At 66.4% G+C, this 15496-nt stretch carries 9 protein-coding genes; 3 read left to right on the top strand and 6 right to left on the bottom strand.

Annotation, left to right across the window (positions count from 1 at the left end; all coding sequences use genetic code 11):
• Window positions 1-178: 178 nt before the first annotated feature.
• The 6 genes from AC07NX_RS07740 to AC07NX_RS07715 all read right to left on the bottom strand — a co-directional run bounded on the left by AC07NX_RS07740 (window position 179) and on the right by AC07NX_RS07715 (window position 9375).
• A complete protein-coding gene (locus AC07NX_RS07740) occupies window positions 179-3034 on the bottom strand; it encodes a TonB-dependent receptor (RefSeq protein WP_494640564.1) in 2856 nt (951 codons plus the stop codon).
• A 367-nt stretch (window positions 3035-3401) separates the two neighbouring features.
• Window positions 3402-4193 (bottom strand): IclR family transcriptional regulator, encoded by a 792-nt coding sequence (locus tag AC07NX_RS07735; protein ID WP_494640562.1) that lies wholly within the window; start codon window positions 4191-4193, stop codon window positions 3402-3404.
• 106 nt (window positions 4194-4299) lie between these two features.
• On the bottom strand, window positions 4300-5556 hold the full coding sequence (locus AC07NX_RS07730; protein ID WP_494640560.1) for a DUF2264 domain-containing protein: 1257 nt from the start codon (window positions 5554-5556) through the stop codon (window positions 4300-4302).
• Window positions 5557-5566: 10 nt separating this feature from the next.
• Entirely contained in the window at window positions 5567-6760 is a 1194-nt protein-coding gene (locus AC07NX_RS07725) for a glycoside hydrolase family 88/105 protein (protein ID WP_494640558.1), read from the bottom strand.
• Window positions 6761-6830: 70 nt separating this feature from the next.
• Window positions 6831-7682 carry a 5-dehydro-4-deoxy-D-glucuronate isomerase gene (kduI, locus tag AC07NX_RS07720; protein ID WP_494640556.1) on the bottom strand — a complete coding sequence of 284 codons (852 nt, stop codon included), beginning with the start codon at window positions 7680-7682 and terminating at the stop codon, window positions 6831-6833.
• A 322-nt stretch (window positions 7683-8004) separates the two neighbouring features.
• Window positions 8005-9375, bottom strand: a complete 1371-nt coding sequence (locus tag AC07NX_RS07715) for a BNR repeat-containing protein (RefSeq protein ID WP_494640554.1) — start codon at window positions 9373-9375, stop codon at window positions 8005-8007.
• 509 nt (window positions 9376-9884) lie between these two features.
• On the opposite strand from AC07NX_RS07715, the gene AC07NX_RS07710 reads away from it, so the two are divergent.
• The 3 genes from AC07NX_RS07710 (at window position 9885) to AC07NX_RS07700 (ending at window position 15496) form a co-directional block, all read left to right on the top strand.
• Window positions 9885-12017, top strand: a complete 2133-nt coding sequence (locus AC07NX_RS07710) for an ATP-binding protein (protein ID WP_494640552.1) — start codon at window positions 9885-9887, stop codon at window positions 12015-12017.
• 193 nt (window positions 12018-12210) lie between these two features.
• Window positions 12211-13866: a lysine--tRNA ligase gene (locus AC07NX_RS07705; RefSeq protein ID WP_494640550.1), complete on the top strand. Its 1656-nt coding sequence runs from the start codon at window positions 12211-12213 to the stop codon at window positions 13864-13866.
• Window positions 13867-14188: 322 nt separating this feature from the next.
• Window positions 14189-15496, top strand: a complete 1308-nt coding sequence (locus AC07NX_RS07700; protein WP_494640548.1) for a UDP-glucose dehydrogenase family protein — start codon at window positions 14189-14191, stop codon at window positions 15494-15496.

Below are 15496 nucleotides of genomic sequence, written 5' to 3'. Positions count from 1 at the left end.
CCGATGGACGCCTCCCCACCCTGCGGGACTCACCGGCCAGTAGCCAGGGCAAGCCGCACGATAGGGTGATCGCACGGCTTGCTCCGGATCCTTGTCGTCGCATCGCGCCTTGCGGAGAACCGGCCTCCGCTTTCCACGGCAGGTTCCGGCGGGAGGGCGAGGGCCCTCCCGCCAGGTCCTAGAACTTGCCGCGAACGCCGAACTTGATCGTCCGGCCGTTGAACTTGGCGTAGTCCATGCGCGTCTTGCGGCCATCGCCGTAGCGACCGCTGACGTCGTCGAAATAGTCCCAGGTCAGGGCGTTGGTGAGGTTCAGCGCGTCCAGGCGCACCTCGATGCTGTCGTTGACCTTGTAGGTGACGTTGCCATCGAGGAAGCCCGACCCGGCATGCCAGCGCTGCAGGTCCGAGCCGTTGTTGGTGGTCTCGATGATGTTCCTGGCCTTGTAGTTGTACGACAGGCGAAGGCCGAACGGACCTTTCTCGTAGTACCCCGTCAAACTGTAGGAGTACTTCGGCACCGTATTGACGTTGAGGATCTTGCCGGCCGTGGTCGTATAGTCGTAGCCGGACGTGTTGACGTGGGTGAAGCTGGCCAGGGCGCCCAGGCCGCTCCAGAAGCCCGGCAGGAAGTCGAACGACTGCTGGTAGGCCAGCTCGTAACCGTCCAGCTTGATCGAACCCTGGTTGTAGTAGGTGGCCAGGGTGATCGGCAGGTTAGGGTCGACCTTGCCGGTCGCCGGATCCTGGAAGATCGGCGCCAGGGCGGTGTCGGGCAGCCCCAGCGACGAGAACGGCACGGTGGTCGTGGTCGACACCGTGGTGTCCTTGAGTTCCTTCCAGAAGAACCCGGCGCTTAGGATCCCGCCGCGCCCGAAGTACCACTCCAGGCCCGTGTCGTAGTTGGTCGAGGTCTGCGGCAGCAGGTCCGGATTCCCCGAAGTCGCGCGGGTGTCGTAGATGTTCGGGATGACGGTGTTGGCCGCGATGATCGACAGCGACGCCCGCGTGATCGTCTTGCCCCATGACCCCCGCCAGATCAGCTTGTCGGTCAGGTCGTAGGCGAAGCTGGCCGACGGCAGGGTGTTCTCGTACGAGCCGTCCGCCTGGTTGGGCACGTAGGTCGTCACCGCCCCGTTGGTCTGGCGCAGATAGTTGTCGATGTGGGTGCTGGTCTCGGAATAGCGCACGCCGGCGTTGACCCGCAGTTCGCGATCGAAGACCTGGCCCTTGAGGTCGGTCTGCAGGAAGGCGGTCTTGACCTCCTCCTCGGCCCCGAAGCTGGCGTTGAAATCGATCGGCGTGGCCCTGGCCGTGCCGATCGGATCGAAGGTGTTCATCATGTAGTCGCGGCTGAATGTCGCCCATTCCTGGGGATAGCCCGCCCCGATCACCAGGTTGTCGAGCGGAACCTCGTGCAGCATCTGTGAGCGCAGTCCGGCGGCGCCGATGGCGTTGACCTTGGCGGTTCCGGCCGCCGTGGCGTTGCGCTTGCTGGTGTCCTTCTGGGTCGAGACGTAGGAGACGCCGCCCTTCAGGTGGCCCTCGATACCAAACAGGCCGTAGTCGTAGTCGGCGAAGATCTTGACCGTCTTTTCCTTGTCGATCTCGCGCCGCCAGTCGAAACCGACGCCGAAATCCTGGTAGTTGTTGGGGTTGGTGAAGTCGACGCCGGGCGCCGACAGGGCCGGATAGACGTGGTCGTCGGTGTAGTCGATCGTCGAGGTCACGCCATAGAGGTTGGAGACCAGGCGGTTGCCGGTGAAGAACGCGTCGCTCTTGCTGAGGCTGCCCTGAGCCGTCAGCTTCAGGCGGTCGGTGAACTGATAGCTGGCGTTGAACGAGACCATCTTGAACTTGGTCTCGGCGTTGTAGAAGTAGCTCTCGCCCAGATAGGACGTGTTGCCGAACGTGCCTTCCAGCAGGTTCGACTTCGGATCCAGGGTGACATTGATCGGCACCAGGCCGTTGTGTCCCGGCGCGCCCGGCTGGGCGGCGGTGTTGGTGGTCTTGGAGTTCCGGATCGGCAGGCCGAAGGTGTACTCGTCCAGCGAGTCCGTCAGCTTCGAATAGAGCCCGTCGAGGCTGACGTTCAGCTTTTCGTTCTGGTATTGCAGCGACCCGACCGCCCCGTCGCGCTTGCGGGTGTTTTCGCCGCCATAGTAGCGATAGAAGCGCGGCAGATAGCCGTTCTCGATCTGGGCGCGGGTCAGGCTCCCCGGATTATAGCGCGGATCGGCGAAGTCCAGCGTCACCGCGAACGGCCCCTTGTTGGGCGACTGGCTGCCCAGGGCGTGGCTGTTGTAGCCGCCGGTGGCCTCGAAGCCCGAGCGGTTGTTGACGCTCTTGGAATGCGCCACGGCCAGCAGCGCGCCGAAATTGCCCCAGGTGTTGGAGAACAGCGCGAAGCCGGCCGGGTCCAGGTGCTTGGACTTGTCGTTGTAGGATCCCACGACCTGGTAGCGGATCGCGCGTCCCGGATGGTCGAACGGCCGCGGCGTCTGCAGATCGACGACGCCGCCGATCCCGCCCTCTTCCAGTTCGGCCAGAGGCGTCTTGTAGAAGTCCACGCGCCCGAACAGTTCGGAGGCGAAGACATCGTAGTTGAAGTCGCGCGACGAGCCGCCGACGTTGCTGGACGAGGTCGTGCGGACCGGCGCGCCGTTGATGGTGGTGACGTTGTAGTCCGAACCCAGGCCGCGGATCGAGATCCGCTGGCCTTCGTTCGAGGCGCCGTCGCGGCTCAGATAGACGCCCGGAATGCGCTGAAGGGCTTCGGCGACATTGGCCTCGGGGAACTTGCCGATGTCTTCGGCGACGATCGAGTCGCGAACGACGATCGCCTCCTTCTTCAGCCCCAGCGACTTCTGCAGGGAAGACCGGAAGCCCGTGACGACCACCTCGTCGACCGTGTCGCGAGCCGCGTCCCTGTTGGCCGCGGCGTCGCTAGCCGTGGCCGCGTCCTGGGCCCACGCCGCCGTGGCGGCGCCCATGCCCACGGCCAGAATGGTTGTCAGCAGCAGTTGCTTCTTCATGGTTCCCTCCCCTCGCGGCGCATTCTGGCCGCGCGAAATCCCCTCCCCGCTCGACGGGTCGAGGGGGCTGCCCGCCCAAGGGCGGCGCGTTTCAAAATCGAGAACAGACGCTGTCCGGGCGTCTAGGCGGTTGAGTTCCGCATCATCGGTCCTGCATGTTTCCTCACGGTCGAGCGTTTTCGCTTCTGACCCAAGGCGTAACACATAGCGAAGCGATGCAACACATATGGGAACGTCATTTGTATGATTTTTCAGGCGAAGGCCTGTTTGAGCGACCAATGTTGCGTGACAGCAACATGACGGCGAGCCTCAGGCGCGGAAAAGCGAGAGCTCTCCACCGGCCGCGCCCCCGAAAAAGGAGTCGGTCTCAGCGGTAGCCGAACTCGGCGCTGATCTTCTGGGTGGTTTCCTTGACGTAGGCCGCGATCGTCTCGATCCGGGCGTCATCCATGTACTGGGCGATCGAGGACACCGAGACGGCGGCGATGATCTTGCCGCCCATGTCACGGATCGGCGCGGCGACGCAGCGGATGTGATCCTCGTTCTCGTCGAGATCGAGCGCGTAGCCCAGGGCGCGGTACCGGCCCATGACCTCCAGCCACTGGCGAAGATCGTAGCGGTAGCGCGGGAAGACGGCGGCCTCGCGCAGGAAGACCTCGCGCAGGACATCCTCGCCCTCGTCCATCAGCAGCGCCTTGCCCAGGCCGGTGTGCCGCAGGGGTTGGCGCTCGCCGATGACGCAACGCACCTCGATGCGCCGCGTCCCGGGTATCTTGTCGATATAGTGCACCTGGTCACGGTCGAGAACGCCAAGGTTCACCGTGTCGCCGGTGTCGAGCGACAGCTGGCGCAGGTGGTCGTGGCTCACCCGGGTCAGGGTGATCTGCTGGGAGGCGGCGTAACCCAGCTCCAGCAGCTTGGTCCCCAGGGCGTAGCCTTCGCGAGGCGAAAAGGACAGGAAGCCCGCCTCGACCAGGGTCGAGGCCAGGCGATGGACAGTCGTCTTGTTCAGGTCCAGGGACTTGGCCATCTTGCCCAGGGTCGTGTCGCCCTTGGCGACCCGGCTGAGCACCTCCAGCCCCTTGAAAAGAGTCTGGGCTCCGGCGCTCGTGCGCGACGAGCCGGCCTCCTCCGCATCCGTGGGGACGATGTCCGTCATATCAACCATTCAGCGGGCGCCACGGCGACATTGCCACGAGCCGTACCGGATAGTGATACGACCCCGTGGACAAAATGCAATGACCGCCCAAGCTCGCCGTTCCGGTTCAGTAGTCGACAGCGTAGTCTTTCTGGAACGGCTGGCCCGCGAAGGCCAGCTTCTGGGTCCAGGCCTGGGCTGGCGCGGTCCAGAAGCTGTCGGACGCCGGGAGACCGAGGGCGAGGAAGCCCTCGGTGGTGATATACATGCTGCCGTTGTTCGAATACCAATCGCCCAGCGCCGGGTTATGCCCGGCGAAGCCGATGGTCAGGAAACCGCCCGGGGTGAAGTTGCTGGGCTGGTTGAACACCGCCTTGTGCGCGGCGACCAGGGCCGAGCGCACCTGCCCCTCGGGCAGCTTGGCCGGCAAGGCCTTGCGCCAGGCCAGCAGCGCCAGCGGCTGGAACACCGCGGTGCGATAGGTCAGCGAACGGCCGAACGGCGGGAAGGTCCCTTCGGGCGAGACGAACCGTTCCAGGTGTTCGCTATAGCGCTGGGCGCGCTTGACGGCCAGCTCGCGCCACTTGGTCAGGTCGTCCTTCCAGAACGGGGCCTTGTGGGCCTCCATGACCTCCAGCACCTGGATCATCATCGGGTGCATCACGAACGAGCCGTAGTAGTCGAAGTGGAAGGTCGACCCGTCCTTGATCCAGCCGTCGCCGATGTACCATTCGTCGATCATGCGCACGGCCGTATTGAGCCGCATCGGGTCCGACTCCTCGCCGATCTGCAGCAGGAAGGCCTCGTTCATCGCCGCGAACAGCAGCCAGTTGATGAAGGGCGGATTGACCCGGCGCAGGCCCTTGATCTCCTCGACGATCCGCGCCTTGGTCGTCGCGTCCAGCGGCTCCCACAGGGCCTTGGGCGCGCGCAGCAAAGCCTGGGTGAAATAGGCCGAATCCACCAGGGCCTGCCCGTGGCCGCGCCACAGCAGATAGTCCGAGCTCTTGGGATCCACAGCGTGGACGTAGCTCTGCAGCGCCTGTTCCGTCAGCCGCTTGCGGGCCTTGCCCTCGGCGGTGGCGTCCTCGGGCAGGGCCAGCCACGGCGACAGGCCCGAGATCATGCGGCCGAAGCATTCGAGATAGGCCACGCCGGACTCGCGGCCGTCCCAGGTGGGGCTGAGTTCCAGCGGAAAGGTCTTCCTCAGCTCGCCCTTGGACATCGCCGACAGCACCGGGCTGGCGATCTTTTCCAGCAGCCCGGCCATGTAGGCGCGGTCGTCGATCGGCGCGGAGGCCGGCTTGCCCGCGTTGGCCGCCCCGCCGCCTCCCAGGGACGCGGCGCCGACCAGCGCCGCCTTCATGAAATCGCGCTTGTGCATGGTCGCTCCCCTATCGTGCCGGCTTCAGGTCGAGGTCGGCCATCGCCGTCGCCGCCAGCAGGAAGGCGCCGACGCCGTAGAACTGGGTGTCGTCATAGCTGACGCTTTCCGGGCGATCCGAGACCGGCTGCACATAGCCGAACTTGCCGTCCGGATGCACCGCGCGCGTCAGGGCGATCCAGCCCTTCCGGGCGACGGGTTCGTAACCGGCGCGGTCGAGCAACCCGTTCTTGACGCCCCACGCCATGCCATAGGTGAAGAAGGCCGTGCCGCTGGATTCCGGCGGCGACGTGGCGGGATCGGACAACAGGGAGGGCGACCAGTAGCCGTCGGGCTTCTGGATCGCCTTCAGCTTGCCGGCCATTTCCTTGAACACCGTCTCCATCCGCGCGCGGTCCGGATCGCCCGGCGGCAACAGGGGGATGATGCGGGCCAGGCCGGCGAACACCCAGCCGTCGCCGCGGCTCCAGAACACCTTCTCGCCGTTCGGGCCGCGCCGGGTGAAGAACCGGGAGTCGCGATAGTAGAGGTGCTCCTCCTTGTCGTAGAGGAAGTCGGTGACGGCGGCGAATTCCTTGCGCGCATAGGCCGCGTAGCGCGGATCGCCCGTGACCGCGCTCAGCTCGAACCAGGTCGCCGGGGCCATGAACAGGGCGTCGCTCCAGCACCAGCGCTGGTCGCAGTCGACGCCGCGCGGGTCGGTATACTCGGCGTGCTCCAGCCCCACCTTCGGCGGATAGGCCAGGATGGCGTCGAACCGCTGGCGCAGCGGTCCGATCGCCGCCTCGCCGCCGCCATGGCGCGAGGCCCAGAGATAGGCCTGGCCGATCACGTGGTCGTCGGCGTGATAGAAGCGCTTGCCCAGCTCCCATTGGTTGGCCAGGCCCCGCGCCAGGATCGCCTGACGGTAGGCCGGGTTGCTCGACCGGTCGGCGAGGTCGCGCAGCCCGACGAACAGGGCGCCCTGCACCCATCCCTTCGGGTCGGCCGTGTCGCGCGAAGTGTTTGGCGGGATGTAGCCGGCCGCCATGGTGGCCAGCTGGTAGTCCGCCACCTTCTCGGCCAGTCGCAGCACGTCGGCCCGCGCATGGGGAACGGGCGCGACCTGGGAGGACGCCGGCGCTTGGGCGGCCGTGGCGGCTGGCGGCGCGCCCGTCGCCAGCAAGGCCGCGACCCCGACCGCCGCACGGAAAACAGACTTCATCGCTTCCTCCGTCCAGGCCGGGTTCGCCCGGCCCCTTTTGTGGTTTCGCGCCGCCGCGAGGGCGGCCTCGTCACTGCAACTGGCAGATGTCGAGCACATTCATGTCGTCGTAGTCGAGGTTTTCGCCGCCCATCGCCCAGATGAAGGCATAGCTGCCAGTGCCCACGCCGCTGTGGACCGACCACGGCGGGCAGATCACGGCCTGCTCGTTGGCGACGACGAGATGCCGCGTGGCGCTGGGCTCGCCCATGAAATGAAGCGCCCGCTCGTCCGTCCCGAGTCGGAAGTAGAAATAGGCCTCCGAACGACGGTCGTGCAGGTGCGGCGGCATGGTGTTCCAGACGCTGCCCGGCTGCAGGATGGTCAGGCCCAGCAACAGCTGGGCCGAGGCGCAAACGCCAGGCACGACCAGCTGGTAGATGATCCGATGATTGGCCGTCTCGCGCGCCCCGCGTTCGAGGGGGATGGCCGCCGAGGTCGACAGCGCCTTGGTTTCGAAGGCGGCGTGGGCGGGCGTCGAGGCCAGGTAGAATCGGGCGGGACAGGTCGCGTCGAGGCTCTCGAACCGGACATCGACGGCGCCGCGCGTGATGTAGAGCGCGTCGAGCGGCTCCAGAACGAAGGCCTGTTCGTCGACCACGACACGGCCCGCGCCCTGGCCGACATTGACGACGCCCATCTCTCGGCTCGCCAGGAGCGGCTGTCCGGCCAGCGACGGCGGCTCGGCCTGGGCCGGCAGGTGGATCGCCGCCTCCAGCGGCGCGGCGCCGCCGATCACCAGGCGCTCCTGATGCAGGTAGTTGAGCTTGACGACGCCGGCGACGAACAGGCTCTCGATCAGGTACCGATCGCGAAGGTCCTGATTGCTCGCCCCCGCCATCATCGCGGGATGGGTGGCGTAGAAAACCTTGTCGTACGTCAAAGCCTGAGATCCTGGACCCTGTTCGACCGGGGCGGGCCGCCCTTGACCGTCGGCCTTGGCCTTCCCGTCGCCCGCTCGGCCTTGCCTCATTTATCTGACAAATAGATTTCTGAAACACAAGTCCGAAAATCGGAACAGACTCCTTTGGCCGTATGCGCTCTTCCTCGCAGAACTCCAACCCTGCCATGTCATGCGTGGGCTTCACATCGAACACGTAGCGTTTCGATTCGCGAAACTTCACGCAAAGATTTGGAACGCAGAAGGCCGACCGTCGCGCGTTGGATGCGGGTCACGCCCTTCGGAAGGACTCCGCGGGCGCCTATCAAGGCCGTCCAGCCTGGAGCTCCACCAGGCGGAGGGTGGTCGCGGCGGGAATATCCTCGGTGGGCCGGTCACGGTTGGGAGGGCGCGTGGCCCAGACCAGCGCGTAGGTCTCGGCCGGTCCGATCGAAAGCGGCAGCACGTTGAACCGCATGTCCGCGGGCGGCGGAAACTTGCCTGCCAGTTGATCGGCGAGGCTGGCCGTGGGGCGTTCCTCGACGAAGGCCAGCGAAGCCTCGTCCACGATCAGCTCCAGCGATCGCCCCTCGCGGATCACCGGCACGAGCAGTCGGCCCGCCCCCGTGGGCTGGGCGCCGCCGACCGACACCTGGCCCGCGAGGCTGCCGGCGCCGCCGAAGTCCCAGCGAAAGCCTTTCCAGCGGCTGATCTGCGCGCGACGCCAGCCGGCGGCCTCGCGCCGCGCCAGATAGATCTGCGTGTCCCCGGCCGCGTCGAACTTGTGGTAGGTGACGACCGGACGGCCCGCGGAATCGAAGCCCAGCACGGTGTTGTTGTTGATCATTCCGCCCCGCACGGGAACCGGATCGACGATCTCGGCCTGGCCCAGCGTGATGGGAAGGGCCAGGGACGCGCCATCCGACCGCTCCCAATGGATCAGGTCGCGGCTGCGGGCATAGCTCAGATCGTGGTTCGTCGAGGCGTCGGGCGAGTCGCGCCAGACCCAGACGATATGGAACATCTTGTCGGGCCCCAGCACCGGCCCGACGAAATAGGCGTTGCGCTTGCCCTCGCCGCTGGCCAGCGGCGCGTCGAGCAGGCGTCGCCAGACATGGGTCGCGGGATCGAAGACATTATAGATCTCGTCGCCGGACCCGCTCCGCCCGGAGCGATACTTGACCATCAGGCGGCCGCCGGCGTCGTGCAGGAACATCGGGTAGGTGACGCGGGCCTCGTCGTCGGGTCCGATCATGTTGGGCCGCCGCCGAAGATCGCGGGCGTCGCCGGTTCCGGTCGTGCTGAAATAGATCAGGGGCTCGGAATGCATGTTGGCCATGACGTGCAGCTGCCCGGCCGGATCCACCGCCATCGCGACGTAGTTGTGGCTGTCCCATCCCAGCCAGGTATCGAGCTTGACATAGGTCCAGGCGGTTCCGGCCCTGTCGCGCTGGGCGATCGTCAGCTGTCGGTTGGCGTCATAATAGCCGGCGTAGATCCGCGTCGCGCTGGCGGTCAGGGCGAAGCCGACCTTGTGGCCCGACCAGACCTGGTCGATGGCCTCGACGGACTTGATCGGCAGTGCACGAACGGGATGGTCGGCCTCGGGAGCCTGGGCTTGGGCCTCCGCGGCGCCCAGGAACAGGATCGCGCTCGAGAGCACGGAAACCAAGGCGCGCGACCAGGCCTGGCGCATGAAACCCTCCGATGGACTGAACGCCATCGGCAAGGGCCAGGGAGGGCCCGGCGCGCCCGGCGACCGGATTGTGCGCGCTTCGCGGTCGCGACGTCGAGACTCGATTTCGCGCCGACCGCGCCCTTGTCCCGGTCGACCGCCTTCCTCGCCCGCGCTTGATCAACCCATGATCCCGACGGCCCGGCCTGATCAAGGCAAGTCATGCCGCACGGGATGCGACAAAGCGCCCCCTCGGATTTTACCGATCCTTGACCTTGCCGCCGCTCTCCTGCGCCATAAGACCCGGCGGGAGGACGGGCCGTCATCGCGTGCAATCGTTTGAGGTCCGACGCCCTCGCGCTCGACTCGTCGGCCGGACTCGCCGGGAAGAATTCAAGCACAGTGGCCGGGGCTTGCTCGGCGCCGAACGCCCCCAAGGCCGGCGGGGGTCGAACGTTCGGCTCGACAGGGCCGTCCAGAACCGGCGACGTTCGCCACGCCTTCGAGCCCAGGAAAGGATGCCTTTGTATATGGCCGTTCGCGTTCGCCTCTATCGGTCGGCCGATCAACGGCGCGGCCTGCGGACCGCGGCGGCGCTGTTTTTGGCCTATGTCGCCATCGAGCTGTGCATCTGGCTGTTCTGTCGCGACATCAGCGACGCCGTCGCCTTCTTTCCCTCCAACGGCATTTTGCTGGCGGCGATCCTGGTGCTGCCGCCACGGCTTGGCATCGGCTTCTGCCTCGCCTGCTTCACGGTCGACCTCACCCACAACTGGATCGGCCGGATCGACCTGACGCACGCGATGCTGTTCAGCGGCCTGAACCAGGCGCTGGCCTTCGGCGGAGCGATGCTGACGCGCAGCTTCTGCGGCGCGGCGCTGGACCTCTCACGCGCCAGACGCCTGCTTATCTTCACCCTGATCGCCGCCTTCGCGGCGGCCCTGGAAGCCTTGGTCGGCCAGATTCTGGCGGGGCTGATTGATGGGTCTTTCGATGACTTCGCCCATGCGTGGCTGCAGTGGGCGCTGGAGGACGGTCTTGGCCTGCTGATCGCGACACCGGCGGCGTTGCTGCCGTTCAAGCAAAGGCGGCTGTTCAATGCGGCGGCCGGCCCGCGCCTCGAGCGCTTTCTGCTGCTCCTGCTCACGATCGCCCTGACGATCGTATCCTTCACCAGCGACCAGTTCATCGCCCTGACGGTCGTCATGCCGGCCCTGGTGCTGACGGCGTTCCGCGCGGGGCCGGGCTGGGTCTACGCGTCGGTGCTGACGGCTGGCGTCATCGCCATGGCGCTGACGGCCAACGGACATGGACCGATCGCCTTCATGGCCCCCGCGGAGCCCTATCGCCAGCAGTTCATGATCCAGCTGTTCATCGCCTCGGCCTTCGCCGCGGCCGTCCCCGCCACCGCCGCGCTCAGCGTGCGCAACCGCAGCGCCCAGCGGCTGGAGCGCGCCTACGCGGCCGTGCGCAAGGCCAAGGAAAAGGCCGAGGCGGCCAGTCGCTCCAAATCAGAATTCCTGGCCAATATGAGCCACGAGATCCGGACCCCGATGAACGGCATAATCGGCGTCGTCGGAGCCCTCGCCCGCACCGACCTGGCCGAGCGCCAGCGGGAGATGGTCCAGTTGGTCGAAACCAGCGCCGATTCCCTGCAAGTCCTGCTCAACGACGTCCTGGACCTGGCGCGGGTCGAGGCGGGGGAACTGGCCATTCACGCCGAAAGCTTCGATCTTCGGGCGACCTGCCGGGCCATCGTCGAACTGTTTCGGGCCAAGGCCGAGGAAAAGGGCCTCGCCCTGGAGCTTCGGATCGCGCCAGCCGTGGCCGTCCGGCACATCGGCGACGCGGCCCGCCTGAAGCAGATCCTTGGCAACCTGATCTCGAACGCCCTCAAGTTCACCGATCGCGGCCGGGTCGAGCTGAGCGTCGAAGCCGGCCCCGAAATCGACGGCGAGCAGGCGCTCAGCCTGGCGGTCGCCGACACCGGCATCGGTTTCGACGCGGAGACCGGCCGACGCCTCTTCGCCCGCTTCGCGCAGGCCGACGGCTCGATCACCCGGAAGTTCGGCGGCACGGGCCTTGGCCTGTCGATCTCCCTGGCCCTGACGCGCCTGATGAACGGGGAGATCGAGGCGGTTTCCGCACCCGGCGAGGGATCGCGCTTCACGGTGCGCCTGCCCCTCGCCGTGGCGGCGGCGGACGATCGCCCGCCTCCGCCGCGAGGCCTCGCCGAACCCGTCCTGGCGGCGGGACGCACGCTGAAGATCATGCTGGCCGAGGACCACGACATCAATCGCCGCGTGGTCGGCCTGATGCTGGATGGCCTGGACGTGGAACTGACCACGGCCGTCGACGGACGGGAGGCGGTCGCGCGCTTCCGGCCTGGCGCCTACGACCTGGTGCTGATGGACATGCAGATGCCCAACATGGGCGGCCTGGAGGCCATTAGCCACATCCGCAAGGCCGAATGGGACACCGGCGCGGCCGCGACGCCGATCGTGATGTTGACCGCAAACGCCTTGCCGGAACACGAGATGGCCGGGATGGGGGCCGGCGCCGACGCCTTTCTGACGAAGCCGATCGTCGCGAGCGATCTCATCGAGACGATCGCCAAGCTCGTAGGCCCTCACCCGCCCTCCGCGAGCTTCGCCCCGCCTTAAGCAGCGTCCCGTCGAAGCGCCGACGCGGTCCAGGCCAAGCGCCAAGACCTTGACGATGGTCGTCGGCGACGATCAGGACCAGGCGCCGACGACGCCGGATCCGAGGCGGACTGGAGCGGCCCAGGTCCAAAAGCCAGGCCGACCGTCACTGGAAACCTAGCCTCGGCCGCCTACACCGCTTATACCCCGCGCCATGTTTGAAGGCCTCTCCCCCCTCGCCCGCGACGCTCGCGCCTGGCCGTTCGAGCAGGCGCGCGCCCTGCTTGCCCGCATCCTGCGCCTGCGCCTGTCCGACGCCGAGCGCGACCTCGCCTCGGTCCTGATCCATTCAGGCAAGGCCGACGAGGCGGTGAAGACCTTCCCGGCGCTGGCCCGGCCGGTGATCCTGGAGACCGGCTATGGCCCGTCGGGCCTGCCTCACCTGGGCACCTTCGGCGAGGTGGCGCGCACGACCATGGTGCGCAACGCCTTCCGCGCCCTGGTCGATGACGCGATCCCCACGCGTCTGATCGCCTTCAGCGACGACATGGACGGCCTGCGCAAGATCCCGCCGAACGTGCCCAACGGCGAGGTCATGACCCCCGATCTCGACAAGCCGCTGACCGTGGTCCGCGACCCCTATGGCGAGTTCGAGAGCTTTGGCCACCACAACAACGCCCGCCTGCGCGCCTTCCTTGACGGTTTCGGCTTCGACTACGAGTTCGTATCCTCGACCGACTGCTATCGCGGCGGGCGGTTCGACGAGACGCTGCTGACCGCCCTGGAGCGCTTCGACGCCATCCAGAAGATCATGCTGCCCTCGCTGGGCGAAGAACGCCGCGCCACCTATTCGCCGTTCCTGCCGATCAGCCCCAAGACCGGCAAGGTGCTGCAGGTCCCGACGCTGGAGCGCGATGTCGCCAAGGGCACGATCGTGTTCCGCGACGAGGACGGCGCGCTGACGCAGGTTCCGGTCACCGGCGGCGGCGTGAAGATGCAGTGGCGCCCCGACTGGGCCATGCGCTGGACAGCCCTGGGCGTCGACTACGAGATGAGCGGCAAGGACCTGATCGACAGCGTCCGTCTGTCCAACCAGGTCTGCAAGGTGCTGGGCGGCTCACCCCCGGAAGGGTTCCACTACGAACTCTTCATGGACGAGAACAACCTGAAGATCTCCAAGACCAAGGGCAACGGCCTGACCATGGATGAGTGGCTGCGCTATGGCGCGCCCGAGAGCCTGGCCTACTACATGTTCCAGAGCCCGAAATCGGCCAAGAAGCTGTATTTCGACGTCATTCCCAAGGCGACCGACGAGTACCTTCAGCAGTTGGACGCCTATCCGCGCCAGGAAGCGGCCAAGCAGCTGGACAACCCGGTCTGGCACGTCCACTCGGGCCGCCCGCCGCAGTACGGCTCGCCGGTGTCGTTCAGCCTGATGCTCAACCTGGTCTCGGCCGCCAACGCCTCGGACAAAGCGATCCTGTGGGGCTTCCTGTCGCGCTACATCCCGGGCGCGACGCCCGAGAGCCAGCCGCTGCTGGACCGCCTGGCCGGCTACGCGATCAACTATTACGACGACTTCGTGAAGCCGACGAAGGCGTTCCGCGCGCCCGACGACAAGGAGCGTGCCGCGATTCTCGACCTGCTGGGTCGCCTCAAGGCCCTGCCCTCCGACTGCCAGGACGCCGAGCTGATCCAGAACGAGGTGTTCGCGGTCGGCAAGGACCACGGCTTCGATCCGCTGCGAGCCTGGTTCCAGGCGCTGTACGAGGTGCTGCTGGGCCAGAGCCAGGGCCCCCGCTTCGGCTCGTTCGCGGCGATCTTCGGCCTGGACCGGACGACGGCCTTGATCGAGGAAAAACTGCGCTGACGACGAGGATTGCCAAGCGCTGCTGTTCTTTCGACGCCGAACATAGAAGACGACCGCCACTAGCAACAGAAGCTTCATAAATTCAGGCAGATTGTATCAGATGCAACAATCAACCGCCGCCTGACCGTGGATTTCGAACAGGCATTCGATGGCGGAAATGCGTCATGGAACTGCAATTGCGCCGAAATTTTGCAGGTCGCGACTGTATTGGACTTTCTTAAGCGACTTTCACCGTAAGCGGTTGCTCCACACGGACGAGCGGTGCTAGTCACATTTTACTTTTGTCACCGCCAATTTGGGCGGCTTTGCAGATGGGGACTTCATGCGCGTTGCGATGATTGGCACCGGTTATGTGGGCCTGGTGTCTGGGGCCTGCTTCGCCGACTTCGGTCACGTCGTGACGTGCATCGACAAGGATCCGAGCAAGATCGAGCGCCTCGAGCAAGGCGAGATCCCGATCTTCGAGCCCGGCCTGGATGACCTGGTGGCGCGCAACGTTCGCGAAGGCCGCCTGTCCTTCACCCTTGACGGCGCGGAGGCCATCAAGGCCGCCGACGCGGTGTTCATCGCGGTGGGCACGCCGACCCGCCGCGGCGATGGCCACGCCGACCTCAGCTATGTCTACGCCGCCGCCGAGGAAATCGCCGGCCTGATCGAGGACTTCACGGTGGTGGTCACCAAGTCGACCGTGCCGGTGGGCACCGGCGACGAGGTCGAGGCGATCATCAAGAAGGTTCGCCCCGACGCCCAGTTCGCGGTGGTCTCCAACCCCGAATTCCTGCGCGAAGGCGCGGCCATCGAGGACTTCAAGCGGCCCGACCGCGTCGTGGTCGGCACCGAGGACGAGCGCGCCCAGGCGGTGATGCGCGAGCTCTACCGCCCGCTGAGCCTGAACGAGACGCCGATCGTCTTCACGGGCCGCCGCACCAGCGAGCTGATTAAGTACGCCGCCAACGCCTTCCTGGCCATGAAGATCACCTTCATCAACGAGATGGCCGACCTGTGCGAGAAGGTCGGAGCCGACGTCCAGCAGGTGGCCAAGGGCATCGGCCTGGACAAGCGGATCGGGTCGAAGTTCCTCAACGCCGGCCCGGGCTATGGCGGTTCGTGCTTCCCCAAGGACACGATCGCCCTGGTGCGCACCGCCAACGACTACGGCGCGCCGACCCGGCTGATCGAAACCACCGTGGCGGTCAACGACGCGCGCAAGAAAGCCATGGCCGACAAGGTGGCGGCGGCCATGGGCCTGGACGATCTGGCGGGCAAGACCGTCGGCGTGCTGGGCGTGACGTTCAAGCCAAACACCGACGACATGCGCGACGCGCCCAGCCTGGACATCCTGCCGGCCCTGCTGGCCAAGGGCGCCGCGGTTCAGGCCTTCGATCCGGAAGGCCGACACGAGGCCGAGAAGTTGCTGCCGGGCGTGACCTTCAAGAACGGTCCCTATGAGGTGGCCGACGGCGCCGACGTCCTGCTGATCCTGACCGAATGGGATCAGTTCCGGGCCCTGGACCTGGATCGCATTAAGGACCTGCTGAACGCCCCGGTCGTGGTCGATCTGCGCAATGTCTACAAGCCCGCCGAGATGGTCCGGCACGGTTTCACCTACGCCTCGATCGGTCGAGGCTGA

This window comes from Caulobacter sp. GW821-FHT09A05, from assembly GCF_059418465.1.
Note: the sequence above shows the minus strand (reverse complement) of the source record. Positions and strands in the feature narration are given on the sequence as shown.

Coding starts and splice junctions, on each gene's coding strand:
- AC07NX_RS07700 (WP_494640548.1), top strand. CDS start 14,189: ATGCGCGTTGCGATGATTGGCACCGGTTATGTGGGCCTGGTGTCTGGG.
- AC07NX_RS07725 (WP_494640558.1), bottom strand. CDS start 6,760: ATGAAGTCTGTTTTCCGTGCGGCGGTCGGGGTCGCGGCCTTGCTGGCG.
- AC07NX_RS07730 (WP_494640560.1), bottom strand. CDS start 5,556: ATGCACAAGCGCGATTTCATGAAGGCGGCGCTGGTCGGCGCCGCGTCC.
- AC07NX_RS07715 (WP_494640554.1), bottom strand. CDS start 9,375: ATGCGCCAGGCCTGGTCGCGCGCCTTGGTTTCCGTGCTCTCGAGCGCG.
- AC07NX_RS07710 (WP_494640552.1), top strand. CDS start 9,885: ATGGCCGTTCGCGTTCGCCTCTATCGGTCGGCCGATCAACGGCGCGGC.
- AC07NX_RS07705 (WP_494640550.1), top strand. CDS start 12,211: ATGTTTGAAGGCCTCTCCCCCCTCGCCCGCGACGCTCGCGCCTGGCCG.
- AC07NX_RS07735 (WP_494640562.1), bottom strand. CDS start 4,193: ATGACGGACATCGTCCCCACGGATGCGGAGGAGGCCGGCTCGTCGCGC.
- AC07NX_RS07740 (WP_494640564.1), bottom strand. CDS start 3,034: ATGAAGAAGCAACTGCTGCTGACAACCATTCTGGCCGTGGGCATGGGC.